Source organism: Paracoccus ferrooxidans (genome assembly GCF_029909815.1).
Classification (GTDB): Bacteria; Pseudomonadota; Alphaproteobacteria; order Rhodobacterales; family Rhodobacteraceae; genus Paracoccus; species Paracoccus versutus.
The window spans coordinates 1,358,374-1,383,811 of record NZ_CP038202.1 but is presented as its reverse complement, the minus strand read 5'-3'; the positions used below and the strand labels follow the sequence as shown (position 1 = coordinate 1,383,811).

Genomic DNA, 25,438 nt, shown 5'->3' with positions numbered 1-25,438 from the left:
CGGGCGCGGGCGGGCCAAGGTCGCGCCCGATCGAGAAGGAAGCTGACATGGCAAGACGTCCCGTCTTTCAGGAAGTCACCGAGACGACCCCCCGCAGCACGCCGCCCGCCGGCGGCATGATCGACGCCGGACCCAAGGGCGCGCGCGGCGCGATCCGCATCTGGCTGATCGTGCTGTTCGTCATGGTCGCGGCGATGATCGCGCTGGGCGGCGCGACGCGGCTGACCGGCTCGGGCCTGTCGATCACCGAATGGAAGCCGGTGACCGGGGCGATCCCGCCGATGGATGCCGCGACCTGGCAGGCCGAGTTCGACAAGTACCGGCAGATCCCGCAGTTCCAGCTGGTCAATTCCGACATGGACCTGGCGAGCTTCAAGCGGATCTACTGGTGGGAATGGTCGCACCGGCTGCTGGGGCGGCTGGTGGGGCTGGTCTGGGCGGCGGGCTTCGTCTTTTTCCTGGCGACCAGGCGCATCCCCGCGGGCTGGGTGCCGCGGCTGCTGGGCCTGGGCGTGCTGGGCGGCGCGCAGGGCGCCATCGGCTGGTGGATGGTCCATTCGGGCCTGTCGGGCGAGATGGTGCGCGTGGCCTCCTATCGGCTGGCCACGCATCTGGGGCTGGCCTTCGCCATCCTGGGCATGATCGCCTGGCAGGTCCTGGCGCTGTCGCGGTCCGAGGCGGCGCTGCTGCGCGCGCGGCGAGCGGGCGAGGGCAAGCTTTTCTCGATGACCACCGGGCTGATGCACCTGGCCTTCGTCCAGATCCTGCTGGGCGCGCTGGTGGCGGGGATCGACGCCGGGCGCATGTATACCGGCTGGCCCACCATGGGCGGCGAATGGATCCCGGCCGAGATCTGGGACGCGACGCTGGGCTGGCGCAACTTCTTCGAGAACCCGGCGCTGGTGCAGTTCATCCACCGCATGGTGGCCTATCTGCTGGCAATCTTTGCCGTGGTGGTGTTCCTGCGCGCCCGCCGCTCGCCGCATCCGGTGACGCGCGGCGCCTATGCCGCGATGATCGCGGCGGTCGCGGTGCAGGTGGCGCTGGGCATCATGAACGTGCTGCATGCCTCGCCGCTGGCTTTGGCACTGGCGCATCAGATCGGAGCCGTGGCACTGTTTACGCTGATCCTGCGCGCGCGCCACCATGCGCGCTATCCAATCGAAACTTCGGTCCGGGGGACTGTCCGATGAGCGCTTTCGACGATCTTCTCGCCTTCCAGCGCCAGACCGAGGCGCTGTCCTCGGTCGCCGAGCGGCTGGCCTGGGACCAGGAAACCGTGATGCCGCGGGGCGCCGTCGAGCAGCGCGCCGAGGAGATGGCGGCGATGGAAGCGGTGCTGCACGAGCGCCGCACCGATCCGCGCATCGGCGAATGGCTGGACCAGGCCGAGCCCGAGGACGACGAGGATGCCCGCGTCATCGAGCTGATCGCGCGCGACCATCGCCGCGCCTCGCGCATCCCGTCGCGGCTGGCGACGGAGCTGGCGCGGCAGACCTCGCTGGCGCAGGGCATCTGGGCCGATGCCCGTGCCAAGGACGCGCCCGAGGATTTCCTGCCGGCGCTGAACGACATCCTGATGCTGAAGCGCGAGGAGGCCTCGGCGCTGGCCGACGGCGGCGATCTTTACGACGCGCTGCTGGATGATTACGAGCCGGGCACCACCCAGGCCGAGATCGCGCAGCTGTTCGACGCCATGCGGCCGCGGCTGGTGGCGCTGCGCGAGGACGTGCTGGGCGCCACCTTCCAGCCCGAGCCTCTGGCCGGGCATTTCCCGCAGGAGACCCAGCTGCGCCTGGCGCGCACCTGCGCCACCGCCTTCGGCTATGACTGGACGCGCGGGCGGATGGACATCGCCGTCCACCCGTTCAGCTCGGGGCGCTGGCAGGACAGCCGCATCACCACGCGGGTGGTCGAGGCCGATCCCTTCAACTGCCTCTATTCGACCATCCACGAGGTCGGGCATTCCAGCTATGAGCTGGGCATCGACAGTGACTATGCCTTTACGCCGCTGGGCCGCGGCGTCTCAATGGGGGCGCATGAAAGCCAGAGCCGGATCTACGAGAACCAGCTGGGCCGCAGCCGCGCCTTTGCCGGCTGGCTTTACCAGCGCATGTCGGACGCCTTCGGCGGGCTTTCGGTGCCCGATGCCGATGCCTTCTATGCCACCGTGAACCGCGTCATCCCCGGCTTCATCCGCACCGAGGCCGACGAGGTGCAATACAACCTGCACATCATGCTGCGCTTTGACCTGGAGCGTGACCTGATCGCCGGGCGGCTGGATGTCGAGGATCTGGTCGAGGCCTGGAACGCCCGCTTCCTGCGGGATTTCGGCGTGGCGGTGGACCGGCCGGCCAATGGCGTCTTGCAGGATGTGCATTGGGCGGTGGGGCTGTTCGGCTATTTCCCGACCTATGCGCTGGGGAACGTCTATGCCGGCTGCCTGCATGCCGCGCTGCGCGCTGCGGTGCCGGACCTGGACGAGGCGCTGGCGCGCGGCGAGGCCGACCCGGCCGTCGAATGGCTGCGCGAGAACGTCCAGCGCCATGGCGGGCTTTACCCGGTGCGCGAATTGATCGAGCGCGCTACCGGGGCCGATGTCGGCGTGGGGCCGCTGCTTGACTACCTGGAAGAGAAATTCTCGGCCATCTACCGGCTTTGAGGCCGGATTCGGGTATTTGGGGAACGAAGAAGCCGGGCGCCGGGCATGGGGCGGCCGGTCTTTCCAAGCCGGGCGTTTTCCTGTATCAGGCGTCGATCCCAAGGACAGCACGGCATGAGTGACCCAGCCAGCAAGCCCGCCCCGGCGGTGAAGAAGCTTTTCATCAAGACCTATGGCTGCCAGATGAACGTCTATGACAGCCAGCGCATGGCCGAAGCCATGGGCGCCGAGGGCTATGTCCTGACCGAGAACCAGGCGGACGCCGACATGGTGCTGCTGAACACCTGCCATATCCGGGAAAAGGCGGCCGAGAAGCTGTATTCCGACCTGGGCCGGCTGAAGCCGCTGAAGGCGGAGAAGCCCGACCTGAAGATCGGCGTCGCCGGCTGCGTCGCCCAGGCCGAGGGCGGCGAGATCCAGCGCCGCATGCCCATCGTCGACCTGGTGGTGGGGCCGCAGGCCTATCACCGGCTGCCGGCCATGGTGCGGGCGGGCGGCGGGGTCGATACCGAGTTCCCTGCCGAGGACAAGTTCGAGCATCTGCCGAAGCCCGCCGCCACCCGGCGCGCGCCCGCCGCCTTCCTGACCGTGCAGGAGGGCTGCGACAAGTTCTGCGCCTTTTGCGTGGTGCCCTATACCCGCGGGGCCGAGGTGTCGCGCCCGGTCGCGCGCATCCTTTCGGAGGCGCGCGACCTGGTCGGGCGCGGCGTGCGCGAGATCACGCTTCTGGGCCAGAACGTCAACGGCTGGCATGGCGAGGGGCCGGAGGGGGCCGAATGGGGCTTTGGCCGGCTGATCCGGGCGATCGCGGAGATCGACGGGCTGGACCGCATCCGCTATACCACCAGCCACCCGAACGACATGGCCGACGACCTGATCGCGGCGCATCGCGACGAGCCGAAGCTGATGCCCTATCTGCACCTGCCGGTGCAGTCGGGTTCGGATCGCATCCTGAAGGCGATGAACCGCCGCCACACCGTCGATCAATATCTGCGGCTGATCGAGCGTATCCGCGAGGCGCGGCCCGACATCATGCTGACCAGCGATTTCATCGTCGGCTTCCCCGGCGAGACCGACCGGGACCACCAGGACACGCTGGATCTGGTGCGGGCGGTGAATTTCGGCACCGCCTTCAGCTTCAAGTATTCGCCGCGCCCCGGCACCCCGGCCTATGAGCGGCCCGAGGTCGAGGGCGCCGTGGCCGATGCGCGCCTGCAGGAATTGCAGGCGCTGCTGTCGAGCCAGCAGAAGGCGGCGCAGGAAGGCATGGTCGGGCGCGAGCTGGGCGTGCTGTTCGAAAAGCCCGGCCGCAATCCCGGCCAGATGGTCGGCAAGTCGGACTATCTGCACGCGGTCTTTGTCGAGGCGCCGGCGGCGAAGGTCGGCGACCTGGTGCGGGTGCGCATCACCCATAGCGCGCCGAACTCGCTGGCCGGGGTGCTGGCGGCCTGAAGGCCGGGCGGCCGGTGAGGTGCGGAAGCCGCCGGGTCAGACCGTGTCGAGGTAAAGCTCGACGGTTTCGTCGTCGGAAAGCTCGGCCATGTAGTGCAGTTCCTGCCGCTTGGTCATGACGAAATTCTCGATCAGATGCGCGGGGAAGATGCGCCGGATCTCGGGCGAGGTTTCGAAGGCGTCGATGGCCGCGCCCCAGCTGCCGGGAAGCTGCTCCAGCCCCTGCTCATAGGCATTGCCCTGGATCGGCGGCGGCGGCTCGGCCCTGTCCTCGATGCCGTTCAGCGCCGCGCCCAGCACCGCCGCGACGGTCAGGTAGGGGTTCACGTCGCCGCCCGCCACCCGATGCTCGATCCGCCGCGCCTTGGGCCCGGAGGAGGGGATGCGGATGGCCGAGGTGCGGTTTTCATAGGCCCAGCCGATGCCGGTCGGCGCATGGGCGTTCGGCACCAGCCGGTCGTAGCTGTTCTCGTGCGGGGCGAACAGCAGCGTCGAGCCGGGCATGGCGGCAAGGCAGCCGGCGACGGCATGGCGCAGCACGTCCGAGCCCTCGTCGCCGCCATTGTCGAAGACGTTGCGGCCTTGCGCGTCCAGCACCGAGAAATGCATGTGCATCCCCGAGCCGTTCCATGCCTCGTAGGGCTTGGCCATGAAGGAGCCGGCAAAGCCGTAGCGCCGGGCCAGCCCCTTTACCAGCAGCTTGAAGAGCCAGGCGTCGTCGGCGGCCTTCAGCGGGTCGGGCTGGTGCATCAGGTTGATTTCGAACTGGCCCGGCGCGGCTTCCGAGATCGCGGTATCGGCGGGGATGTCCATCGCCTCGCAGGCGTCGTAGAGCGCGGTAAAGAAACGGTCGAAGGCGTCGAGCGCGCGCAGGGACAGCGTTTCCGCCCCGGTGCGGCGCTTGCCCGAGCGCGGGCTGGGCGGCACCCGCAGCTGGCCGCCCGAATCGTCGATCAGGAAGAACTCCAGCTCGGTCGCGACCACCGGGGTCAGGCCGGCGGCCTTGTAGCGTTCGACCACGCGGGCCAGCGCCTGGCGGGGATCGCCCTCATAGGGGCGGCCGTCCAGATGGAACATCCAGATCGGCAGCAGGCCGGTCGGCGCCTCGAGCCAGGGCATGGGCATGAAGCCGCGCTCGGTCGGCAGCAGCAGCCCGTCGGGGTCGCCGGCCTGGAAGACCAGGGGGCTGTCCTCGATGTCCTCGCCCCAGATGTCCATGTTCAGGACCGAGAAGGGGAATTTGGTGCCCTCGGTCAGGATCTTGTCGGCAAAGCGTGCCGGGACGCGCTTGCCGCGCGCCACGCCGTTGAGGTCGGCGGCGGCGATGCGGATGGTCTTGACGTCGGGATGCTCGCGCAGCCAGTCCATGGGTCACCTGATGAGATTGGGCCTGTAACGGATCTTCTTCGCCGCGCCGGGAAGGTGGCGGTTCAGCCGCCGGTTCACCAGGCCGAACAGCGCGATCAGTCCCAGGGTCAGCAGCACGAAATAGCCCGCCACGATCGGATAGGCGATGAAGGGGTTGAAGGTCTTGTCGGCGAAATAATTGGCGTAATAAAGCGCGTCGCCCCGTTGCTGGAAGGCCGGGAAGCCGGAAAAGAACACCAGCGTCGTGGCGTGGAACAGGAAGATCGCCTCGTTGGTATAGGCGGGCCAGGCGAGCCGCATCGCGGTGGGCCAGACCACGCGGCGCCAGCGGGTCCAGCCGGCCATGCCATAGGCATCGGCGGCCTCAAGCTCGCCCTTGGGCAGGTTGCGCAGCGCGCCGTAGAAGATCTCGGCCGAATAGGCAGCGGTGTTCAGCATCAGCACCAGCAGCGCCCCGGCCCAGGCGCGGGTCATCCAGCTGGTCTGCACGGTGATGCCCAGCACGTCGATGCCGGCGCGGGGCAGTTGCACCAGCAGCTCATAGGCCAGGAAGAACTGGATGAAGAGGGGGCTGCCGCGGAACAGGAAGATGAACCACTCGGCCGGCTTCCTGGCCCAGGGGTTGCGGCTGGCCTTGGCCACGGCCAGCGCATTGGCCAGGAAAAAGCCGAAAAGCAGCGCCAGCGCAGCGAAATAGACGTTCCAGATCAGGCCCGAGCCGATCAGCGTGACCTGCTCGCACAGGGTAAATCCGCTGCGCGGCAGCAGCCTTTCGCCCAGGCCAAGCGACCGCAGCCCATAGTCCTGGATGGTTTGCAGGCATTGGTTCATGTCGCGGCCTTTCGCATCGCCTCGCCGGCGGCGGTGGCCTGGCCCCGCGACAGCCTGGCCCGGATGCGGTCGAAGATCCGCTCCGATCCCCAGGTCATCAGCAGGTAGAAGACCAGGATGGCCAGGAAATAGTAAAGCCGCCAGTCGGGATGCGGATAGGCATAGGCGCGGGTCTTGGCGCCGCCCAGTTCGCGCGCCCAATAGACGATGTCCTCGACCCCCAGCACGAACAGCAGCGGCGTGGCCTTGATCAGGATCATCCACAGGTTCGCCAGGCCCGGCAGGGCATAGGTCCACATCTGCGGCACCAGGATGCGCCGGTTCACCTGGCGCGGGGTCATGCCGTAGGCCTCGGCGGTTTCCAGCTGCGCGCGCGGCACCGCGTTCATCGCGCCATGCAGCACATTGGCCGCGAAGGCGCCGAAGACCACGGTAAAGGCGATCACCGCCAGGAAGATGCCATAGGCCTGATGCACCCATTCCGGGCTGGTCGAAAGCGGCAGCTTGGCTGCGGCGCAGACGATGAACTCATTGCCCTGCCGCACCGGCACCGAGGGGTCGCAATAGACGCGCGAGCGCAGCCATTCGAAGCCCTGGTCCAGCGCGATGGGCACGAAGAGAAAGAAGATGATGTCGGGCACGCCGCGCACCATCGAGGTATAGATGCGGCCGAACCAGCGCACACCGGCGATGCGCGAGCGCGAGGCCATGGCGCCGCCGAAGCCGAAAAGCAGCGCCACCGGCGCGGTGATCGCCAGCAGCAGCAGCACCGTGCCGAAGCTGGCATAGAACAGCATGTGGTTGCCGGTCGTCAGATAGCATGACAACCAGGCAAGCCCTTGCAGGGCAGAGGGGTCGGTGCAATGGGAAAGCATCATGCCGCCGGTTTGGCCGCCGCGGCAGGGACCGCGGCGGCATCAGTGATGTCATTCGTAGGTCTGCGCATCCTCGCCGAAATGCGTCTTGATCAGCGCGTTCAGGCTGCCGTCCTGCTTCATCGCGGCGATCGCCCCGTTCAGCTTTTCGCGCAGCTCGTTGTCGGACTGGCGCACGCCGATGCCGATGCCCTCGTCCAGCCGGACCTGCTCGCCCACGAAGATCAGGTCGTCGCTGTCCTCGACGAAGGGGCGCATGACCTCGTGGTCGCCGAAGGCCGCATCGGCCTCGCCATTGCGGACGGCGGCGAAGACCTGGTCGATGTTGGGGTATTCCAGCATCGTGGCCTGGGTGTCGGCGATATGGGACGCCTGGACCGTGCCGGTCTGCACCGCGACAATGCCGGTTTCCAGGTTCGCCCCTTCGTCCAGCGCTACATAGGAGGAGGGCGCGGGCGGCAGGTAATCCTCGGTAAAGGCGATGACCTGCTTGCGTTCCTCGTTGATGCTCATCGCCGCCATGATGGCGTCATAGTTCGAGGATACCAGGTTGGGGATGATCGAATCCCAGTCGTTCTTGACCCAGGTGCATTGCAGCTCGGCCCGCTTGCACAGCTCGTTGCCCAGATCGACCTCGAAACCGGCGACCTGGCCCTGGTCGTTGATGAGGTTGTAGGGAGGATAGGCGCCCTCGGTGGCGATGCGCACCGTCTGGGCCATGCCCATGCCCGCGGTCAGCGCGAAGGCTGCGGCGGCAAGCGTCAGTTTCTTCATGTCCTTGCTCTCCTGTCGGTTCTTTCATTCGGCCATGGTGGCGCTCAGGAACTGGCGCAGCCGCTCGGACCGCGGCGCGCCGAAAAGCTGCGCCGGCGGTCCCTCTTCCTCGATCCGGCCCTGATGCAGGAAGACGACGTGATCGCTGACATCGGCCGCCAGCCGCATGTCATGGGTGACAAGCAGCATGGTGCGATGCTCGGCCGCCAGATCCTTGATGACCCGCACCACCTCCTGCTGCAATTCGGGGTCGAGCGCGCTGGTCGGTTCGTCCAGAAGCAGCGCCCTGGGCTCCATGCACAGCGCGCGGGCGATGGCGGCGCGCTGCTGCTGGCCGCCCGACAGCTGCGCCGGCCAGGCGTCGGCCTTGTCGCCGATGCCGACCTTGGCCAGCAATTCGCGCGCCCGTGCCTCGACCTGCCGCGCATCGCGCTTCAGCACATGGACCGGCGCCTCCATGACGTTTTGCAGGATGGTCATGTGCGACCACAGGTTGAACTGCTGGAACACCATGGACAGGTTGGTGCGCAGCCGCGTCACCTGCGCCCGGTCGGCGGGCACGCGGGCCAGCCCGGTCCCGCGCCATTTCACCGCCTCGCCCTCGAACAGGATCTCGCCCTGCTGGCTGTCCTCGAGCAGGTTGCAGCAGCGCAGCAGCGTGGACTTGCCCGAGCCGGACGAGCCGATCAGGCTGATGACATGGCCGCGCGGCGCGGCCAGGCTGACGCCGCGGATGACCTGAAGCGGGCCATAGGCCTTGTGCAGATCCCTGATTTCTATCACCGGCACCCGCGCAGGATCGGCGGCGGGATCGGCGGCCGTGACGGGGGCGGCCATGGTCGGTTCTGTCTGGCTCATGGGAATATGAGGCGATATTTGCCGCGCGATTGCAACGCTTTCGTCGCGGGCCTTGCCGGCTGGGCAGGGGCGTGGATCGCCCCGGCAAGCGGCTGAGACGGCGGGTTGGGGCGGGGTTGCGCGTTCACTTGCCCGACAGCCCCAGATCGTCCAGCGCCCTTTGCCGCGCCAAGGCCGAATCGCGGTCGTTCACGCCCAGAAGGCCGGCCACCAGCCGCACCAGCGATTCCTCGTGGGCGCTGCGGGCGCCGTCGGCATAGGCGATCTCCCACAGGGCGGCGACGATCTCCTGGCGGTCATGCAGGTCGACGCGCTCCTTGATGGTGCGGGTGAAGCGGACGGTATCGGGCGCCTCGGCCTCGATCATCTCGGCCGCGGCGCGCCGTTCGGCCGCCTCGGCGGCGCCAAGGCCGCGGCGCCGGGCCAGCACCTGGTCGATGCGCTGCTGCTCGGCCGCGCCGTAATGGTCGTCGGCGCGCGCCAGCCGCACCAGCAGCGAGGCGATGGCGACCTCGGCATCCTGGCCGCTCAGGTGGGCGGAATCGGGGCGGTCGGCGAAAAGCCGGCTCAGAAGATTGCGAAACATGACCGGATATTAGGGTATTTTGGCGGCGCAACAATATCCCGCGCGAAATTTGTCAGGCAGATTCCCAGCCCTCGACGATGGCCAGGTCGGCGATCGAGCAGGGCTGCCGCAAGGCGAGCGCCGCCTGGTATTCCGGGCTGCGATAGCAGGCGCGGGCGGTTTCCAGGTCGGGAAACTCGATCACCACCGTGCGCGGGCGCATCTGGCCCTCGACCACCTCGAGCGCGCCGCCGCGCACCAGGAAACGCGCGCCATAGCGGTCAAAGGCGGCGGCATTGGCCTGGCGATAGGCTTCGTATGCGGCGGGGTCATCGACCGTGACATGGCCGATCCAATAGGCTTTGGGCATGGCGGGCTCCTTGCGGCTGATCCGTGCCGATCATGCCGTGCGGGGCCGCCGCCGCAAGCCCGATCCCGCCCTAGTAACGTTGCGGCACGTAAAGCTCGGGCGGCAGCACCTCGCGCTCGTAATCGGGGTTGAAGACCCGGTCGGGCAGGGTGATCTCCTCGTGCGGGACCGGGCCGTAGGGCACCATGGTCAAAAGATGCGCCATGCAGTTCAGCCGCGCCCGCTTCTTGTCGTTGCCGGGCACGATATACCAAGGCGCCTCGGGGATATTGGTGCGCTCGAACATGTCCTCCTTGGCCTTGGTGTAATCCTCCCAGCGGATGCGGGATTGCAGGTCCATCGGCGACAGCTTCCACTGTTTCAGCGGGTCGTGGATGCGCATCAGGAAGCGCATCTGCTGTTCCTCGTCGGTGATCGAGAACCAGTATTTCACCAGACGGATGCCGGAACGCACCAGCATCCGCTCGAATTCCGGGACGTCGTCGAAGAATTGCTGCACTTCGTCCTCGGAGGCGAAGCCCATGACCCGCTCGACCCCGGCGCGGTTGTACCAGCTGCGGTCGAACAGCACGATCTCGCCCCCGGCCGGCAGGTGCGGGACGTAGCGCTGGAAATACCATTGCGTCTTTTCGCGGTCCGAAGGGGCGGGCAGGGCCACCACGCGGGCGACGCGCGGGTTCAGGCGCTGGGTGATGCGCTTGATCGCGCCGCCCTTGCCGGCGCTGTCGCGGCCTTCGAAGATCACCACCACCTTTTCCTTGTGATGGGCCACCCAGTCCTGCAGCTTGATGAGTTCCGCCTGAAGCCGCAGCAGCTCGCGGAAATAGTCGGCGCGCGGCATCTGGTCGGGATGGGTGTCGCGATAGATGCGGGCGATTTCCTGGGACAGGACCGCATCCTCCATCTCGATCTCGAAATCCTCGTCGAGCGTGTCCTGAAGTTCGGCTTCAAGCCAGTCCTTGGGTGTCTGGTCCTGCATGGGGATCTCCTGCTGCGCTTGCCTGCGATCTAGCCTTGCAATGTGACAATCCTGTGTCGCCCCTCAGAACAGCCCGGCGCAGTCGCGGGTGACGCCAAAGGCGAAGCCGCCGCCGCTGGCATCGGCCACCGTGCCGCACCAGCGCCCGTCGCTGGAAAACAGGCTCTTGCTGCCCTTGGGGCGATAGGCGACGCGCTTGCCGCCCAGGTCGAACAGGTTCAGCGTGCCCGCGCCGTTCGGGGCGTAATAGCCGACGACCGAGCCGTCCGCGGTGAAGATCACCCGCTTCTCATTGGCCGGGTTGCGCGGCGAATTGGCATAGCGCGAGGCGCTGTTGGCCGGGCTTGCCGCCGAATTGGCGGCCGCATGCGGCGAGTTCGCCTGCCGCGAGGGCTGGTTCTGCGGCGCGCCCGGCCCAAGGTCGAAGGGCAGGCGCGTCTGGTCCAGCACGAACAGCGGCGCATCCGCCAGCGCGGGCAGGGCGCAAAGCATCAGGACCGGAATCGGGGCAAGGCGCATGTCGGGACCGTCCATTGGATCCCGACACTATGGCGCGGCGCGGCGGTTCAGACCAGCCGCTCGTTCTCCATCGCGGCGCGGACGAAGCCGGCGAACAGCGGCGCGGGCTGGAACGGCTTGGATTTCAGCTCGGGGTGCGACTGCACGCCGATGAACCAGGGATGGTCGCGGTATTCCACCACCTCCGGCAGCCGCCCGTCCGGCGACATGCCCGAGAAGCTGAGCCCCGCCGCCTCCAGCTGGTCGCGGTATTTGGCGTCTACCTCGTAGCGGTGGCGGTGGCGGTCCTCGATCTCCAGCGCGCCGTCATAGACTTCCGAGATCTTCGAGCCTGGCGCCAACACGGCGGTATAGGCGCCCAGCCGCATGGTGCCGCCCTTGTCGTCGCTCAGCTTGCGCTGCACGGTGTAATTGCCCTGCACCCATTCCTTGAGGTGATAGACGACGGGGGTGAAGCGGGTCTTGCCGGCCTCGTGGTCGAACTCCTCGGAACCCGCGTCGGGCATGTCGGCCAGGTTCCGCGCCGCCTCGATCACCGCCATTTGCATGCCCAGGCAGATGCCCAGGTAGGGCACCTTCTTCTCGCGCGCATATTTCGCCGCGGCGATCATGCCCTCGGTGCCGCGTTCGCCGAAGCCGCCGGGCACGATGATGCCGTTATAGCCGTCCAAGAGATGCGCGCCCTCGCCCTCCAGCTTTTCGCTATCCACCCAATCGGCCTTGACGCGGACGCGATTGGCCATGCCGCCATGGGTCAGCGCCTCGGCGATGGATTTATAGGCATCCTCGAGCTGGGTGTATTTGCCGACGATGGCGATGCGGACCTGGCCCTCGGCATTGGTCAGCCGGTCCATCACGTCCTCCCACCGGGTCAGGTCGGGGCGCGGCGCCGGGCTGATCTGGAAGGCGTCCAGCACCGCCTGGTCCAGGCCCGCGCGGTGATAGGCCAGCGGCGCCTCGTAGATCGACTTCAGGTCATAGGCCGGGATCACCGCATCGGGGCGGACATTGCAGAACAGCGCGATCTTGGCGCGTTCCTTTTCCGGGATCGGCTGCTCGCTGCGGCAGACCAGCACGTCGGGGGCGATGCCGATCGAGCGCAGCTCCTTGACGGAATGCTGGGTCGGCTTGGTCTTCAGCTCGCCGCTTGCCGCCAGCCAGGGCAGCAGCGTCAGATGCACGAAGATGCATTGCCCGCGCGCGCGTTCCTGGGCGAATTGCCGGATCGCCTCGAAGAAGGGCAGGCCCTCGATGTCGCCCACGGTGCCGCCGATCTCGCAGAGCATGAAATCGACCTCGTCCTCGCCCACGGCCAGGAAGTCCTTGATCTCGTTGGTGACGTGGGGGATGACCTGGATGGTCTTGCCCAGATAGGCGCCGCGGCGTTCCTTTTCCAGCACGTTGGAATAGATCCGCCCCGACGAGACCGAGTCGGTCTTGCGCGCCGAGACGCCGGTGAAGCGTTCGTAATGGCCCAGGTCCAGGTCGGTCTCGGCGCCGTCGTCGGTGACGAAGACCTCGCCATGCTCGAAGGGGCTCATCGTGCCGGGATCGACGTTCAGATAGGGGTCGAGCTTGCGCAGCCGGACGGTAAAGCCGCGCGCCTGCAACAGCGCCCCCAGCGCCGCCGATGCCAGCCCCTTGCCGAGCGAGGAAACCACGCCGCCGGTGATGAAGATGTAACGCGCCATCGAGGGGCCCCCGTGAGTAATCCAATAAAAGATCGCGGCCCGAATCTGGGCGGCATCACGGGACTCGACTCATATCCGATTTGCCCCGTGGCCGCAACGGACCGCAAGTTGTTGTAAGGGGCGCCGGTCGCGCCCCCAAGTTGTGGTGTCAGTTGTTGGCCGGTGCCGGGCTTTCCTGCGCCGGTGCAGCGGCCGGCGGCGTCACCGGCGCGGTCGCGGGGGCATTGCCCTCGGTCGGCGCGGCGGGCGTCGGGGCCGGGGTTTCGGCCGGGGTCTCGGCGGCGGGTGCAGGTGCGGTCGCAGGCGGTGCGACCGGCTGGCCGGCGCCCGGAACCACGGGCTGGCCCGCGCCGGGCGGCGGGACGTAGTCGCCGATGCCGGGCAGGCCGGTCGCCGGGGCCTGCTGGGTGCCGCCCAGGTTCAGCTGGTCCACGATCGAGCCGCTGGAGGCGTTCTGCGCGGCGATCAGCGTCAGCGTCATCGAGGTGATGATGAAGCCGATGGCAAAGATCCAGGTCAGGCGCGACAGCGCATTGGCTGCCTGGCGGCCGGTCATGACGCCGCCTCCGCCACCGCCCATGCCAAGGCCGCCGCCTTCGGACCGCTGCAGCAGCACCACCCCGATCAGCAGCACGGCGAGGATCAGATGCACGGTAAGAACGACGTTTTCCACCACGGGGCCTTTCATTCAGCGACGCGCCTATCTAGTCACCAAGGCGCGGATTGGCAAGCGGGGGCTGGCATGGGCGCGTTGATGATCCAGGGAACCGGGTCGAATGTCGGGAAATCGCTGCTGGTGGCGGGGCTGTGCCGGGCCGCCAGGCTGCGCGGGATCAGCGTGGCGCCCTTCAAGCCGCAGAACATGTCGAACAATGCCGCCGTGACCCCGGACGGGGGCGAGATCGGCCGGGCGCAGGCGCTGCAGGCGCGGGCGGCGGGGCTGGCGCCCTCGGTCCACATGAACCCGGTGCTGCTGAAGCCCGAAACCGACCGCGCCGCGCAGGTGGTGGTGCAGGGCCGCGCCGTGGCGCGGGCCGCGGCGGCGGATTACGGCGCGCTCAAGGCGCAGCTGATGGGAGCGGTGCTGGACAGTTTCGCCCGGCTGCGCGCCGCGCATGACCTGGTGCTGGTCGAGGGCGCGGGCAGCCCGGCCGAGGTCAACCTGCGCGCCCGCGACATCGCCAACATGGGATTCGCCCGCGCCGCCGATGTTCCGGTGGTGCTGGCCGGCGACATCGACCGCGGCGGGGTGATCGCGCAGATCGTCGGCACCCAGGCGGTGATCGACCCGGCGGATGCGGCGATGATCCGCGGCTTCGTCATCAACCGCTTTCGCGGCGATCCCTCGCTTTTCGATGCCGGCCGGGTCTTTATCGCGCAGCGCACCGGCTGGCCGGACCTGGGCCTCGTGCCGTGGTTCGCCGATGCCGCGCTTTTGCCGGCCGAGGATGCGGTGGACCTGCGCCGTGCAGCGGGCACGGGCGGGTTGCACATCGCCTGCCCGATGCTGTCGCGGATCGCGAATTTCGACGATCTCGACCCCCTGGCGGCCGAGCCGGCGGTGCGGCTGACCATGGTGCCGCCCGGACAGGCGCTGCCGGGCGATGCCGACCTGGTGGTCCTGCCGGGCACGAAATCGACGCGGGGCGACCTGGCCTTTCTGCGCCAGCAGGGCTGGGACGTCGACCTGGCCGCGCATCTGCGGCGCGGCGGGCGGTGCCTGGGCATCTGCGGCGGCTACCAGATGCTGGGCCGCTGGGTCCACGACCCCGAGGGGCATGACGGCGACCCCGGCAGCACCCCCGGCCTGGGCCTGCTGGACGTCGAAACCCGCATGGCGCCCGACAAGCGCCTGACGCGGGCCCAAGGCACCGCGCTCGGCCAGCCCGTCGAGGGCTACGAGATCCACATGGGCCGGACCGAGGGGCCGGACGGCGCCCGCCCCTTCGCCCATATCCCCGGCCCGGACGGCGCCACCAGCCCCGACGGGCGCGTCGCCGGCACCTATCTGCACGGGCTGTTCTCGGGCGATGCTTTCCGCGCCGCCTGGCTTGGGCAGTTCGGCGCAGCTTCGGCGCTGGATTACGGCGCGGGGGTCGAGATGGTGCTGGACCGGCTGGCCGCGCATCTCGAGGCGCATCTGGACATCGACCAGATTTTCGCGCTGGCGCGCTAGGGACCGGATTTTCGCACTGGCGCGCGAGGGGCCGGCCCTTTGCGCCGGCGGGGCTAGAGGGTTTCCGCCAGGATGCGCTCGGCCTCGGCCAGGCAGGGGGTCAGGCGGGCGCGGTCCTCGCCGGGGAAGAAGCGGGCGCGCACCGCGGTGGGCATGGGTGCCGGCTCGGCGATGACGACGCGCGGGCCCAGGGATGCGTTCTCGGCCTGCCAGCTTTGGGCCAGGGCGATCTGCCCGGCCTTGGTCGCGCCATAGCTGCCGAAGAACTTCTGCCCGGCGCGCTTGTCGTCGAAGAACAGCGCCGTGCCCTGGCGGGCGCGCAACAGCGGCTCGATCAGGTTGAGCAGCCCGCGCGTGGCGACGATGTTCAGGTCGACCGATTTCTGGAAATCCTTGGCGTCGATATGCCCGGCCGGCGACAGCGGCGCGGCATGGATCGCCGTATGGGCCCAGAGATCGAGCCCGCCCCAGCGCTCCATCGCCGCCCGGACCATCTGCACCATGGCCTGCGGCTCGCCCACGTCCATCGGCGCCAGCGTGGCCGAGCCGCCGGCCTTGCGGATGCGGTCGTCCAGTTCCTCAAGCGCGCCGGTGGTGCGGGCGACGGCCAGGATATGCCAGCCGCGCGCGGCAAGGGTTTCGGCCAAAGCGGCGCCAAGGCCGCGCGAGGCGCCGGTGATCAGCGCGATTTTGTCATGCTCGGTCATGGTGCCGATTTCGCACCGGCCGCGGCGGCGCGCAAGCCCCTTGCAGCGGGGCTGCCGGCAACTGCGTCACATTGACCTTGCCGCCGCCCGCAGCGCTGATCGGGGGCTTTCAGTCGGGCTGCTGCAGCTTGGCCAGCGCGGACTGGCACATGCCCAGGCCCAGCCAGCGGCAGCCGTTGCAGATCCGCTCCAGGTCCCTGGGCTGCAGCCGCGCCGCGGCGCGGGCCTGGGCCTCGGCCCAGGTCATGCGCTGGCCTGGGCGGATGTCCAGCGCCGCGGCATGGCGCCTGTCCAGCCGGCTGATCCGGTCGTCCGCGGCGCAGCCCATGCCGCGCCGCGACGGGCAGGGGGCGCAGATCGAATCGGCCATGACGGTAAAGACCACCGGCACCTGCGGATCGGCGCGCAGCCGGCCCAGGACGACGGCGTTCATGTTCCGGGTGAACTCGGGCGAATAGCCGCGCCCTTGCCAGCCGATCGAGCAAAGCACGTGATGGGGGCGCAGCAGAACGGCCCCGGAACTGGTCCGGGGCCGATCCTGGTCCTGGACGGTCGCGCTCAGCGGGCGTCCAGCGGCTTGTAATCGCGCCGCGGCGAGCCGACGTAAAGCTGGCGCGGGCGTCCGATCTTGTTCTGCGGGTCGGCGATCATCTCCTTCCACTGCGAGATCCAGCCGACGGTCCGCGACAGCGCGAAGATCGGGGTGAACATCGAGGTCGGGAAGCCCATCGCTTCCAGGATGATGCCCGAGTAGAAATCGACGTTGGGATAGAGCTTCTTCGAGACGAAATACTCGTCCTCCAGCGCGATCTTCTCAAGCTCCTTGGCGACCTGCAGCGTCGGGTTGTTGTGGACGCCCAGCAGGTCCAGCACCTCGTCGGCCGATTCCTTCATCACCTTGGCGCGCGGGTCGAAGTTCTTGTAGACGCGGTGGCCAAAGCCCATCAGCCGGAACGGGTCGTTCTTGTCCTTGGCGCGGGCGATGAATTCGGGGATGCGCTCGACCGAGCCGATCTCGCGCAGCATCTCCAGGCAGGCCTGGTTGGCGCCGCCATGCGCCGGGCCCCAGAGGCAGGCGATGCCGGCCGCGATGCAGGCAAAGGGGTTCGCCCCCGAGGAGCCGGCCAGGCGCACGGTCGAGGTCGAGGCGTTCTGCTCGTGATCGGCATGCAGCGTGAAGATGCGGTCCATGGCGCGGGCCAGAGCCGGATCCACGTTATAGGGCTCGGCCGGGACCGAGAAGCACATGTGCAGGAAGTTGCTGGCATAATCCAGCTCGTTCCGGGGATAGACGAAGGGCTGGCCCAGCGAATACTTGTAGGCCATGGCGGCGATGGTCGGCACCTTGGCGATCAGCCGGATCGAGGCGATCTCGCGCTGCACCGGGTCGTTGATGTCGATCGAATCGTGGTAGAAGGCCGACATCGCCCCCACGACGCCCACCATGGTCGCCATCGGGTGGCTGTCGCGGCGGAAGCCGCGGAAGAAATAGTGCATCTGCTCATGCACCATGGTGTGGCGGGTGATCCGGGTCTCGAAATCGACCAGCTGGTCGGGGGTCGGCAATTCGCCGTAAAGCAGCAGGTAGCAGACTTCCAGGTAATGCGACTGCGCGGCCAATTGCTCGATCGGATAGCCGCGATACCACAGCTCGCCCTTGTCCCCGTCGATATAGGTGATCGTCGAATCGCAGGACGCGGTCGAGGTAAAGCCGGGGTCATAGGTGAAAACGCCCGCCTCGCCGTAGAGCTTGCGGATGTCGACCACATCCGGCCCCGCGGTCGGGGACAGGACCGCGAGGTCGTAGTCCTTGCCCGCCAGATGCAGTCTTGCGGCTTTTTCTTCTGCCATTCCCAGTTCCTTTCACCTGTCTCCGGCCCGCAGGCCGGGTGATGGGGGCGGGTCTCAGCCCGCTTGATCCTGCAGCCGGGCCACCGTTTCGTCGCGGCCAAGCGCCAACATCATGTCGAACACGCTGGGGGTGGAACTGCGCCCGGCCAGTGCCGCGCGAAGCGGCGCCGCGACCTTGCCCAGCCCCAGCCCGTGCGACTCGCCAATCCGCTTGGCTGCCGCTTCGAGTTCGTTGCGATCCCAGCTAGCATTCTGCACCGCGGCAGTCAATTCAGTCAGTATACCACGGGATACAGTATCCAGCGCCGCCGCCGCCTTTTCCTCGACCGCGACCGGCCGGTCGATCAGCGCGAAATGCGCCTGGTCGAGCAGCGCGGGCAGGGTCCTGGCCTTGGCCTTCAGCGCCTCCAGCGCGGGAAGCAGCCGGGCGATCTGGCGTTCGGACAGCGGCGGTGCGCCGGTCGCGGCGCGGAAACGCGCGATTTCCTCCAGCAATTCGGCATCTCCCATCCGGGCGATATGCCAGCCGCTGACATGTTCCAGCTTCTTGAAGTCCAGCCGGGCCGGGGCCTTGCCGATGCCGTCCAGGTCGAACCAGGCCCTGGCCTGGGCGTCGTCGAACAGCTCGTCGTCGCCATGGCTCCAGCCCAGCCGCGCCAGGTAGTTGCGCATCGCCGCCGCCGGATAGCCCATGGCGGCATATTCGTGCAGGCCCACGGCGCCATGGCGCTTGGACAGCTTCTTGCCGTCCGGCCCGTGGATCAGCGGGATATGGGCAAAGACCGGGATGTCCCAGCCCATCGCCTGATAGATCTGGATCTGCCGCGCGGCATTGGTCAGGTGGTCGTCGCCCCGGATCACATGGGTCACGCCCATGTCGTGGTCGTCCACCACCACCGCCAGCATATAGGTGGGCGTCCCGTCCGAGCGCAGCAGCACCATGTCGTCCAGCTGCGCATTGCCGAAGGTCACGTCGCCCTGCACCGCATCGCGCACCACGGTTTCGCCGTCGCGCGGCGCCTTCAGCCGGATCGCATGGGGGCCGTCGGGCAGGCTGGCCGGATCGGCGTCGCGCCAGGGCGACAGGAACAGGGTCGAGCGCCCCTCGGCCTTGGCCTTTTCGCGAAAGGCCTCGATCTCCTCGGCGGTCGAGAAGCATTTGTAGGCGGTGCCGTTTTCCAGCATGGCGCGGGCGACCTCGGCATGGCGGGCGACGCCGGCGAACTGGCTGACCGGCTCGCCATCCCAGTCCAGGCCCAGCCAGCGCAGGCCCTGCAGGATCGCCTCGGTCGCCTCGGGGGTGGAGCGGGCGCGATCGGTATCCTCGATCCGCAGCAGGAATTTTCCGCCCCGCCCGCGGGCATAGAGCCAGTTGAACAGGGCCGTCCGCGCGCCCCCGATATGCAGGTAGCCGGTGGGCGAGGGCGCGAAGCGGGTCACGACGGGGCGGGAATCAGTCATCAGCGGTCCGGTCAGTTTCAGAAAGCGGGGCCATCGGCCATGCCCGTTAATCCTTTCGAAAGGTCGGCATGCCAATCTTGGCGCCACAGATAAGCAAGTGCCACGGCAAGGACAAGTTTTGGTGACGGAATCGGTGAATGCTTTGCAAACGCGGCTGCCGGCCCTGGCGCCGCGCGGCGGGCGGCAGGCGGCGGCCGGGCTGCGGCCTTCGGTCGGCATTCGCGCCGGGCTGCTGCCCTGGATGCCCTTCTGGCTTGCGCTGGGCATCGGCGGCTGGTTCCTGCTGCCGCGGGAACCGGGGCCGGGCTTCCATGCCGGGCTGGTCCTGGCCGGGGTCGCCTGCCTGCTGCTGCCCGGCGGGGCGATGCGGCTGGCCGGGTCCGGCAGGCTGGGCTGGGCCTGGGCGGACCGGCTGCGGCTGGCCGCCTTCGCAGCCTTGCTGGTGGTGCTGGGGGCGGGGCTTGCCGGGGTCCGGGCGCATCTGGTCGCCGCCCCGGTGCTGGATTTCCGCTATTACGGCCCGGTCGAGGGGCGGGTCGTGGGCATCGACCGCTCGTCGCGCGACCGGCTGCGGCTGCTGCTCGATCAGGTCGGGCTGCACGAGGTCGCGCCCGGCCGCACGCCGGCGCGGGTGCGGATCTCGCTGATGGAGCCGCAGGAACTGCCGGTGCCCGGCCAGCGCGTGATGCTGACCGCGCATCTGGGTCCGCCCGCCGGTCCGTCCGAGCCGGGCGGCTTCGACTTCCGCCGCCTGGCCTGGTTCGAACGCCTGGGCGCGGTGGGCTATGCCCGCACGCCGGTGATGACGGTCGAGCCTCCGGCCGATGGCGGGATGCTGGCGTTGCACCGCATCCGCATGTCGCTGTCCCAGGCCATGCAGGAGCGGATCGGCGGCCAGGCGGGGGCGGTCTCGGCCGCGCTGATGACCGGCGACCGTTCCGGCATCGCCGAGCAGACCAACCAGATCATGCGCGATTCGAATCTTTACCACATCGTGTCGATCTCGGGGCTGCACATGAGCATGCTGGCCGGCTTCGTCTATGCCGCGTTGCGGCTGGGCGGTGTGGCGGCGCAGGGGCTGGGCGGGGTGCGGGCGGTGCCGGTCCACAAGCTGGCGGCGGCGGGGGCGCTTGGCGCCTCGGCGCTGTATCTGTGGCTTTCGGGCGGCGGCGTCGCGACCGAGCGCGCCTTCATCATGGTGGCGGTGATGCTGCTTGCGATCATCGCCGACCGGCGCGCGGTGTCGCTGCGCACCGTCGCCGTCGCCGCCGGCATCGTGCTGGTGCTGAACCCCGAAGCGCTGACCGAGGCCGGCTTCCAGATGAGCTTTGCCGCCACGGTCGCGCTGATCCTGATGCAGGAGCCATGGGCAAGGCTGTCACCGCGGCTGCCCTGGTGGGCTCGGCCGGTCCTGATGCTGTTTCTGTCCTCCTTCGTGGCCGGCATGGTGACGGCCCCCATCGCCGCGGCGCATTTCGGGCGGATGACGCAATACGGCCTGCTGGCCAACATGCTGGTCGTGCCCGTCGTCGGCGCGCTGGTGATGCCGGGCGGGGTCTTCGCCGCGCTGCTGGCGCCGCTGGGCCTGGCGCAACCGGCCCTGTGGCTGATGGGGCTGGGAACCGGCTGGATGCTGGCGGTCGCGCAATGGATCTCGGACCTGGGCGGGGCGGTCACGCTGTTTCCCGTCGCGCCGCGCGCCGTCCTGCCGCTGATGGCCGTGGGCGCCATGCTGCTTTTGCCCGGTGCGCAGCCCGCGGGCGCGCGCGGTCCCCTGCCGCTTTTGCGCCGGGGCACGGGCATCGCCCTGCTGGCGGCGGCGGGGGTGCTGTGGCTGGGTGCGACACGCCCTGACATCCTGGTTTCGGCCCAGGGCGACGCGGTGGCGGTGCTGACCCCCGCGGGCAGGGTGCCTTCGAAGCCCGGCGGCGGCAGCTTCGCGGTAGAGAGCTGGCTCAAGGCCGATGGCGACGCCGCCGATCAGGCCGGTGCCGCGGCGCGCCCGCTGTGGCAGGGCCCGCCCGCGAATCGCTGGGCGGAACTCGACCGGGGCGGGATCCGGCTTCGCATCCGCCACCTGACCGGCAGGGCCACGCGCGAGGATGCCCGCGGCCATTGCCGCGAAGGCGGCATCCTGGTCGCGAACGCCGCCCTTTCCCCTAGCCCCGCCACCCTGGGCGAATGCCTGGTCCTCGATCCGCCCTATCTGCGGAAACACGGCGCGGTGGCGATATTCCTGGAGCCTTCCGGGCCCAGATACGTTTCCGTCGACCGGCCGGGCATCCGCCGGCTCTGGCATTGACGCAATCCGCACGGGGTCCAAGAAAATGCATGGTCTGGTCAATCGCTGTATCGAGGCGTTCCTGCGCAACACCTATGGCAGCGCGACCTGGCAGCAGGTCGCCGCCGAAGCCGATGTCCACCCCGACGGGTTCCTGACCTGGGAAAGCAGCCCGGACAGCATCACCCATGCCATCGTCCTCGCCTCGGCCCGGCGGCTCGACAGATCGGTGGGCGAGCTGCTCGAGGATGTCGGGGCATGGCTGAGCCGGCAGGAGCAGATCCGCCGGCTGTTGCGGTGCGGCGGCGCGAATTTCCAGGAATTCGTCGAATCGCTGCGTGAATTGCCGGGCCGCATCCACCTGGTGATCCCCGACCTGGAGTTTCCCGGATTCACGGTCCTGTCCGACGCGCCGGGACGCTATCGGATCATCGCCGAGCCGCACCAGCCGGGCCTGATGCGCGTCCTGGCCGGCATGCTGCGGGTGATGGCGGACGACTATGGCTCGCTTGCCGTCATTTCGGTCGTCCGGGACCGCATCGACATAGATGTCGTCCTGCCTGATTACTCCAGCAAGCGGGGTTTCGAGCTTTCCCCCAAGCGAGCGCAGATTTGAAAGACGCCGTGATAGACATTCGCACCCTGTCGGAGCTGATGCCGATGCATCTCATGGTGGATCGCGCCGGCGTGATGGTGTCGCGCGGCAAGACGCTTGCCAAGGTATTGGGCAGCGCGTCCCGCCTGGAGGACGCCTTCATTCCCGCCAACAACCTGGGCCACCGCATCCGTTTCGAGGAGCTGTTTCCCCAGCTTGGCTGCGGCAGGCGGGTCTTTTTGCAGCTGCGCGACCATGGCGGCGTTTCCCTGCGCGGGCATGGCGTGCATCTGTCGCCGGACATGGCCATGCTCAACCTGGGCTTCGGCATATACCTTTCCTCGGCGGTGCAGAAATTCGAATTGAACGATTCCGATTTTCCGCCGTCCGACCTGGCCATGGAATTCCTGTTCCTGCACGAGGCGAACCGCGCGGCGCTGCTGGAACTGTCGCGCGTCAACACCAGCCTGGAGGGCGCCCGCGAAAGCGCGCAGATCCTGTCGATCACCGATCCGCTGACCGGGCTGCTGAACAGGCGTGGCTTCGACGTCGTCTTTTCCAAGGCATTCGAGGCGCGCAACCGGGATCCCTTTGCGCTGGTCCACCTGGATCTCGACCATTTCAAGGAGGTCAACGACCGATTCGGCCATGCCGCCGGCGACCGCGTCCTGGTCACGGTGGCATCGGTCCTGGCCTCGGGGGTGCGTTCCGGCGACCGGGTCTGCCGCATCGGCGGGGACGAGTTCCTGATCCTGATCTTCTCCGACAGGCCGGAGGAGGATGCGATGAACGTCTGCACCCGGATGATCCACCAGATCATGGCCGCGAAAACCTATCCGTGCCGGATCACGGCCAGCATGGGCGTCGCGGTGTCCGGCAACAAGCGCATCACCCACCAGCACCAGCTGTTCGAGATGGCGGATGCGGCGCTTTACCAGGCGAAGCTGGCCGGCAAGGGCAGGGTGGTGCTGTGGACCGATCCCGGCGGCTGATCCGCGCCTGGATGATCGGGGCGGATGATCGCGCTCCGGCCATGCCGCATGCCGCATGCCGCGCCTCAGCTGCGATCCGGTCCTGCTGTTCCGCGCCGCGGCGGCGCGTCGCAAGATGGCCGGGCATGGACGGTGGGCGCGGGGCGCGGGATCGGCACAGGCGTCGCTCAACCATGAGGTTTTCTGCGCGCGCATTGCTGGTTACTGTGCGCCCAAACGAGTCGGGGGTTGCGGGTATGCAGGTGGTCTTTCATTGCGGGGTTCACGGAACGGACCTCTATCGCATGGTCAAGACGCTGTTGCGGAACCGCGACTGGCTGCTGCGCAACGGGATCGAGCCCGTCACCCCGAACCGGCATGGCGAGATCTTCAACGAGGCGCTGAGCGCGCTGCGCGGCGGCCCCGCCACCAAGGCGATGGAGCAGGTGATGCTGGATGCGATCCTGGATTCGGACGATCCGCGCCGTATCATTTGCAGCACGCCCAGCTTTCTTGGCCGGGCGACGCGGGCCATCTCGCCCGAGGGGCTTTACGTCACCGCCGGCGAGAAGATGGCGGCGCTGGCCAACCTGTTTCCCAGCGCCGAGGTCGAGTTCTTCATCGCGCTGAAGAACCCGGCCACGCTGGTCCCGTTCGTCCTGTCGCAGGAGGGCAGCGGCAGCTATGCCGAGCTGATGGACGGCGTCGATCCCGAGGCGCTGCGCTGGGGGCCGGCGCTGCGGCGCATCCAGGCCGCGCTGCCGGGCCGGCGCCTGGTGGTCTGGTGCCACGAGGACACCTCGCTGATCTGGCCCGAGGTGGTGCGCCGCATCGCGACCATGCCCGCCGACGTGCCGCTCAAGGCCGGATTGCAGATCCTGGGCGACATCCTGCACCCCGACGGCATCCGCATGATCCGCGACGCGCTGGCGCAGGAAGAACGGCTGACCGTCGCAAGCCGCCGCCGCATCTTTGCCGCCGCCCTGGAGGCATATGGTCAGCCCGAGCAGATCGAGGTCGAGCTGAACCTGCCCGGCTGGACCCAGCAGATGGTCGATCGCATCACCGCCGCCTATGACGCCGACATGGCCGAGATCGCCGCCCTGCCCGGAATCGAATTCCTTACCCCCTGACCGGGCGATCCAGAAGGGCCGGCCAGGCGGCCGGTTTCCCGGCTTGCGGAATGCGGCGGGCCGGTGCGAAAGCGCAAGATCGGCTGCAATCGCCGGCCGGGGAACCGGAACCGCGGCAGGGCATGGCTGATTCTGCGGCAGCGGCGGGTTTTCATGAATGTCCCGGCGCGGGCTTCCAACGACACCGCGTCGGCGAGTGGCCCGGATTCCTCCCGCCCTGGCACCGAGCCGCGCGATTTTCATGCAAAGGTGGAAATTTATTCAATCATGCAATCATGACGTGTGGCTCTGTTGCACAAATCCCGTCAGGGATTCAGATCGTGAATCCAGGGTGGTAGCTGTGATGTATGAGCAGACCCACACCGCCAACCTACAGGACCAGAAACTGGCCAGCCTACAATGAAGCGCTCAAGCGCCGGGGCTCGCTGACGATCTGGTTCGACCCCGAGATGAGCTGGGATGCCGTGCCGACGGGGAGGCGTGGCCGCCAGCAGACCTACAGCGATACTGCCATTCAGAGCTGCCTGACGATGAAGGTGCTATTCGGCATGGCGCTCCGGCAGACGACCGGGTTCGTCGAGAGCCTGCTGCGTCTGGTTGGCCTCGACTGGACGGTGCCTGACTTCAGCACACTGTCCCGCCGCCAGAAGACCTTGGCTGTGAACATCCCGTATCGCGGCTCCAAAGGGCCGCTGCACCTGCTGATCGACAGCACAGGAATCAAGGTCGAGGGCGAAGGCGAGTGGCACGCTCGCAAGCATGGTGGCCCCAAACGGCGGGTCTGGCGCAAGATCCACCTTGGGATCGACGAGGAAACGCTAGAGATCCGGGCTGTCGAGATCACCGGGAGCAACGTCGGCGATGCGCCGATCCTACCTGACCTTCTCGACCAGATCCCGGAGGACCAGGAAATCGGTAGCGTCACGGCAGATGGCGCCTACGACACGCGCAAGTGCCACGATGCGATTGCAGATCGCGGAGCCCATGCCGTCATCCCACCGCGCAGGAACGCGAAGACCTGGAAGACCATCACCGCTGGAGCCGTCGCGCGCAACGAGGCCCTCCGGGCGTCCAGGTATCTCGGCCGCACCCTGTGGCGACGATGGAGTGGATACCACCGCCGGAGCCGCATCGAGACGAAGATGCATTGTGTCAAACTGCTGGGCCAGCGGCTCATGGCAAGGGACTTCGACCGTCAGGTCGCCGAGTTCCAGATCCGCATCGCCGTCCTGAACGGCTACACCGCGCTCGGCATCCCGGTCACGGAAGCTGTAGGATAAGTCTGTCCGGGGAGGGGGTAACCGCGCCCATCACCTGAG

At 68.1% G+C, this 25,438-nt stretch carries 24 protein-coding genes; 9 read left to right on the top strand and 15 right to left on the bottom strand.

Features of this window, described 5'->3' with window-relative positions; translation table 11 throughout:
* Window positions 1–47: 47 nt before the first annotated feature.
* From ctaA to miaB, 3 genes are all read left to right on the top strand, one after another.
* On the top strand, window positions 48–1,193 hold the full coding sequence (gene ctaA / locus E3U26_RS23715) for a heme A synthase (RefSeq protein WP_449043848.1): 1,146 nt from the start codon (window positions 48–50) through the stop codon (window positions 1,191–1,193).
* Window positions 1,190–2,662 (top strand): carboxypeptidase M32, encoded by a 1,473-nt coding sequence (locus tag E3U26_RS23710; protein WP_499106892.1) that lies wholly within the window; start codon window positions 1,190–1,192, stop codon window positions 2,660–2,662. Before ctaA ends, E3U26_RS23710 begins: the two co-directional genes overlap by 4 nt.
* A gap of 114 nt (window positions 2,663–2,776) precedes the next feature.
* Complete coding sequence (gene miaB / locus E3U26_RS23705) at window positions 2,777–4,114, top strand: MiaB/RimO family radical SAM methylthiotransferase (RefSeq protein WP_499106891.1); 1,338 nt, start codon at window positions 2,777–2,779, stop codon at window positions 4,112–4,114.
* Window positions 4,115–4,150: 36 nt separating this feature from the next.
* Here the strand turns inward: miaB and E3U26_RS23700 are convergent, their stop codons facing one another.
* From E3U26_RS23700 to secG, 11 genes are all read right to left on the bottom strand, one after another.
* The gene (locus E3U26_RS23700) at window positions 4,151–5,482 is read right to left on the bottom strand and encodes a glutamine synthetase family protein (RefSeq protein WP_114538039.1); all 1,332 of its coding nucleotides are present in this window, start codon (window positions 5,480–5,482) and stop codon (window positions 4,151–4,153) included.
* A gap of 3 nt (window positions 5,483–5,485) precedes the next feature.
* Window positions 5,486–6,313: an ABC transporter permease gene (locus E3U26_RS23695; RefSeq protein WP_036756374.1), complete on the bottom strand. Its 828-nt coding sequence runs from the start codon at window positions 6,311–6,313 to the stop codon at window positions 5,486–5,488.
* Window positions 6,310–7,188: an ABC transporter permease gene (locus E3U26_RS23690; RefSeq protein ID WP_499107534.1), complete on the bottom strand. Its 879-nt coding sequence runs from the start codon at window positions 7,186–7,188 to the stop codon at window positions 6,310–6,312. Before E3U26_RS23690 ends, E3U26_RS23695 begins: the two co-directional genes overlap by 4 nt.
* Before the next feature lie 51 nt (window positions 7,189–7,239).
* Complete coding sequence (locus E3U26_RS23685) at window positions 7,240–7,962, bottom strand: transporter substrate-binding domain-containing protein (RefSeq protein ID WP_036756377.1); 723 nt, start codon at window positions 7,960–7,962, stop codon at window positions 7,240–7,242.
* Window positions 7,963–7,986: 24 nt separating this feature from the next.
* Window positions 7,987–8,799, bottom strand: a complete 813-nt coding sequence (locus tag E3U26_RS23680) for an ABC transporter ATP-binding protein (protein WP_052095955.1) — start codon at window positions 8,797–8,799, stop codon at window positions 7,987–7,989.
* Between the two features lie 145 nt (window positions 8,800–8,944).
* Window positions 8,945–9,406: a tellurite resistance TerB family protein gene (locus tag E3U26_RS23675; RefSeq protein ID WP_036756383.1), complete on the bottom strand. Its 462-nt coding sequence runs from the start codon at window positions 9,404–9,406 to the stop codon at window positions 8,945–8,947.
* Window positions 9,407–9,458: 52 nt separating this feature from the next.
* Window positions 9,459–9,755, bottom strand: coding sequence for a DUF1330 domain-containing protein (locus E3U26_RS23670; protein WP_036756385.1), 297 nt, complete (start codon window positions 9,753–9,755; stop codon window positions 9,459–9,461).
* Between the two features lie 70 nt (window positions 9,756–9,825).
* Complete coding sequence (ppk2, locus tag E3U26_RS23665) at window positions 9,826–10,734, bottom strand: polyphosphate kinase 2 (protein ID WP_036756388.1); 909 nt, start codon at window positions 10,732–10,734, stop codon at window positions 9,826–9,828.
* Between the two features lie 63 nt (window positions 10,735–10,797).
* Window positions 10,798–11,253 carry a hypothetical protein gene (locus E3U26_RS23660; protein WP_114538061.1) on the bottom strand — a complete coding sequence of 152 codons (456 nt, stop codon included), beginning with the start codon at window positions 11,251–11,253 and terminating at the stop codon, window positions 10,798–10,800.
* 47 nt (window positions 11,254–11,300) lie between these two features.
* Window positions 11,301–12,944 (bottom strand): CTP synthase, encoded by a 1,644-nt coding sequence (gene pyrG, locus E3U26_RS23655; RefSeq protein ID WP_114538040.1) that lies wholly within the window; start codon window positions 12,942–12,944, stop codon window positions 11,301–11,303.
* Between the two features lie 148 nt (window positions 12,945–13,092).
* Window positions 13,093–13,617 (bottom strand): preprotein translocase subunit SecG, encoded by a 525-nt coding sequence (gene secG, locus E3U26_RS23650; RefSeq protein ID WP_036756454.1) that lies wholly within the window; start codon window positions 13,615–13,617, stop codon window positions 13,093–13,095.
* A 69-nt stretch (window positions 13,618–13,686) separates the two neighbouring features.
* Between secG and E3U26_RS23645 the strand changes: the two genes are divergently transcribed.
* Window positions 13,687–15,120: a cobyric acid synthase gene (locus E3U26_RS23645; protein WP_499106890.1), complete on the top strand. Its 1,434-nt coding sequence runs from the start codon at window positions 13,687–13,689 to the stop codon at window positions 15,118–15,120.
* Between the two features lie 53 nt (window positions 15,121–15,173).
* On the opposite strand, the gene E3U26_RS23640 is transcribed toward E3U26_RS23645, so the two are convergent.
* The 4 genes from E3U26_RS23640 to gltX all read right to left on the bottom strand — a co-directional run bounded on the left by E3U26_RS23640 (window position 15,174) and on the right by gltX (window position 19,139).
* On the bottom strand, window positions 15,174–15,827 hold the full coding sequence (locus E3U26_RS23640) for an SDR family NAD(P)-dependent oxidoreductase (protein WP_036756397.1): 654 nt from the start codon (window positions 15,825–15,827) through the stop codon (window positions 15,174–15,176).
* A 109-nt stretch (window positions 15,828–15,936) separates the two neighbouring features.
* A complete protein-coding gene (locus E3U26_RS23635) occupies window positions 15,937–16,260 on the bottom strand; it encodes a DUF1284 domain-containing protein (RefSeq protein ID WP_052095970.1) in 324 nt (107 codons plus the stop codon).
* 125 nt (window positions 16,261–16,385) lie between these two features.
* Window positions 16,386–17,678, bottom strand: coding sequence for a citrate synthase (gene gltA, locus E3U26_RS23630; RefSeq protein ID WP_036756401.1), 1,293 nt, complete (start codon window positions 17,676–17,678; stop codon window positions 16,386–16,388).
* A 54-nt stretch (window positions 17,679–17,732) separates the two neighbouring features.
* Window positions 17,733–19,139 (bottom strand): glutamate--tRNA ligase, encoded by a 1,407-nt coding sequence (gene gltX, locus E3U26_RS23625; RefSeq protein WP_116220582.1) that lies wholly within the window; start codon window positions 19,137–19,139, stop codon window positions 17,733–17,735.
* A gap of 133 nt (window positions 19,140–19,272) precedes the next feature.
* Between gltX and E3U26_RS23620 the strand changes: the two genes are divergently transcribed.
* The 5 genes from E3U26_RS23620 to E3U26_RS23600 all read left to right on the top strand — a co-directional run bounded on the left by E3U26_RS23620 (window position 19,273) and on the right by E3U26_RS23600 (window position 25,399).
* On the top strand, window positions 19,273–21,441 hold the full coding sequence (locus E3U26_RS23620) for a ComEC/Rec2 family competence protein (protein ID WP_499107532.1): 2,169 nt from the start codon (window positions 19,273–19,275) through the stop codon (window positions 21,439–21,441).
* A gap of 25 nt (window positions 21,442–21,466) precedes the next feature.
* Window positions 21,467–22,036: a heme NO-binding domain-containing protein gene (locus E3U26_RS23615; RefSeq protein WP_499106889.1), complete on the top strand. Its 570-nt coding sequence runs from the start codon at window positions 21,467–21,469 to the stop codon at window positions 22,034–22,036.
* Window positions 22,037–22,044: 8 nt separating this feature from the next.
* Complete coding sequence (locus E3U26_RS23610; RefSeq protein ID WP_499106887.1) at window positions 22,045–23,007, top strand: GGDEF domain-containing protein; 963 nt, start codon at window positions 22,045–22,047, stop codon at window positions 23,005–23,007.
* Between the two features lie 236 nt (window positions 23,008–23,243).
* Window positions 23,244–24,119, top strand: coding sequence for a hypothetical protein (locus E3U26_RS23605; RefSeq protein WP_499106885.1), 876 nt, complete (start codon window positions 23,244–23,246; stop codon window positions 24,117–24,119).
* Between the two features lie 347 nt (window positions 24,120–24,466).
* Window positions 24,467–25,399: an IS5 family transposase gene (locus E3U26_RS23600; RefSeq protein ID WP_179921185.1), complete on the top strand. Its 933-nt coding sequence runs from the start codon at window positions 24,467–24,469 to the stop codon at window positions 25,397–25,399.
* Window positions 25,400–25,438 lie beyond the last annotated feature (39 nt).

Bases quoted from the DNA above. Each gene is read 5' to 3' on its own strand.
- ctaA (WP_449043848.1), top strand. From the start codon at position 48: ATGGCAAGACGTCCCGTCTTTCAGGAAGTCACCGAGACGACCCCCCGC.
- E3U26_RS23710 (WP_499106892.1), top strand. From the start codon at position 1,190: ATGAGCGCTTTCGACGATCTTCTCGCCTTCCAGCGCCAGACCGAGGCG.
- miaB (WP_499106891.1), top strand. From the start codon at position 2,777: ATGAGTGACCCAGCCAGCAAGCCCGCCCCGGCGGTGAAGAAGCTTTTC.
- E3U26_RS23700 (WP_114538039.1), bottom strand. From the start codon at position 5,482: ATGGACTGGCTGCGCGAGCATCCCGACGTCAAGACCATCCGCATCGCC.
- E3U26_RS23695 (WP_036756374.1), bottom strand. From the start codon at position 6,313: ATGAACCAATGCCTGCAAACCATCCAGGACTATGGGCTGCGGTCGCTT.
- E3U26_RS23690 (WP_499107534.1), bottom strand. From the start codon at position 7,188: ATGCTTTCCCATTGCACCGACCCCTCTGCCCTGCAAGGGCTTGCCTGG.
- E3U26_RS23685 (WP_036756377.1), bottom strand. From the start codon at position 7,962: ATGAAGAAACTGACGCTTGCCGCCGCAGCCTTCGCGCTGACCGCGGGC.
- E3U26_RS23680 (WP_052095955.1), bottom strand. From the start codon at position 8,799: ATGGCCGCCCCCGTCACGGCCGCCGATCCCGCCGCCGATCCTGCGCGG.
- E3U26_RS23675 (WP_036756383.1), bottom strand. From the start codon at position 9,406: ATGTTTCGCAATCTTCTGAGCCGGCTTTTCGCCGACCGCCCCGATTCC.
- E3U26_RS23670 (WP_036756385.1), bottom strand. From the start codon at position 9,755: ATGCCCAAAGCCTATTGGATCGGCCATGTCACGGTCGATGACCCCGCC.
- ppk2 (WP_036756388.1), bottom strand. From the start codon at position 10,734: ATGCAGGACCAGACACCCAAGGACTGGCTTGAAGCCGAACTTCAGGAC.
- E3U26_RS23660 (WP_114538061.1), bottom strand. From the start codon at position 11,253: ATGCGCCTTGCCCCGATTCCGGTCCTGATGCTTTGCGCCCTGCCCGCG.
- pyrG (WP_114538040.1), bottom strand. From the start codon at position 12,944: ATGGCGCGTTACATCTTCATCACCGGCGGCGTGGTTTCCTCGCTCGGC.
- E3U26_RS23645 (WP_499106890.1), top strand. From the start codon at position 13,687: ATGGGCGCGTTGATGATCCAGGGAACCGGGTCGAATGTCGGGAAATCG.
- E3U26_RS23640 (WP_036756397.1), bottom strand. From the start codon at position 15,827: ATGACCGAGCATGACAAAATCGCGCTGATCACCGGCGCCTCGCGCGGC.
- E3U26_RS23635 (WP_052095970.1), bottom strand. From the start codon at position 16,260: ATGAACGCCGTCGTCCTGGGCCGGCTGCGCGCCGATCCGCAGGTGCCG.
- gltA (WP_036756401.1), bottom strand. From the start codon at position 17,678: ATGGCAGAAGAAAAAGCCGCAAGACTGCATCTGGCGGGCAAGGACTAC.
- gltX (WP_116220582.1), bottom strand. From the start codon at position 19,139: ATGACTGATTCCCGCCCCGTCGTGACCCGCTTCGCGCCCTCGCCCACC.
- E3U26_RS23615 (WP_499106889.1), top strand. From the start codon at position 21,467: ATGCATGGTCTGGTCAATCGCTGTATCGAGGCGTTCCTGCGCAACACC.
- E3U26_RS23605 (WP_499106885.1), top strand. From the start codon at position 23,244: ATGCAGGTGGTCTTTCATTGCGGGGTTCACGGAACGGACCTCTATCGC.
- E3U26_RS23600 (WP_179921185.1), top strand. From the start codon at position 24,467: ATGAGCAGACCCACACCGCCAACCTACAGGACCAGAAACTGGCCAGCC.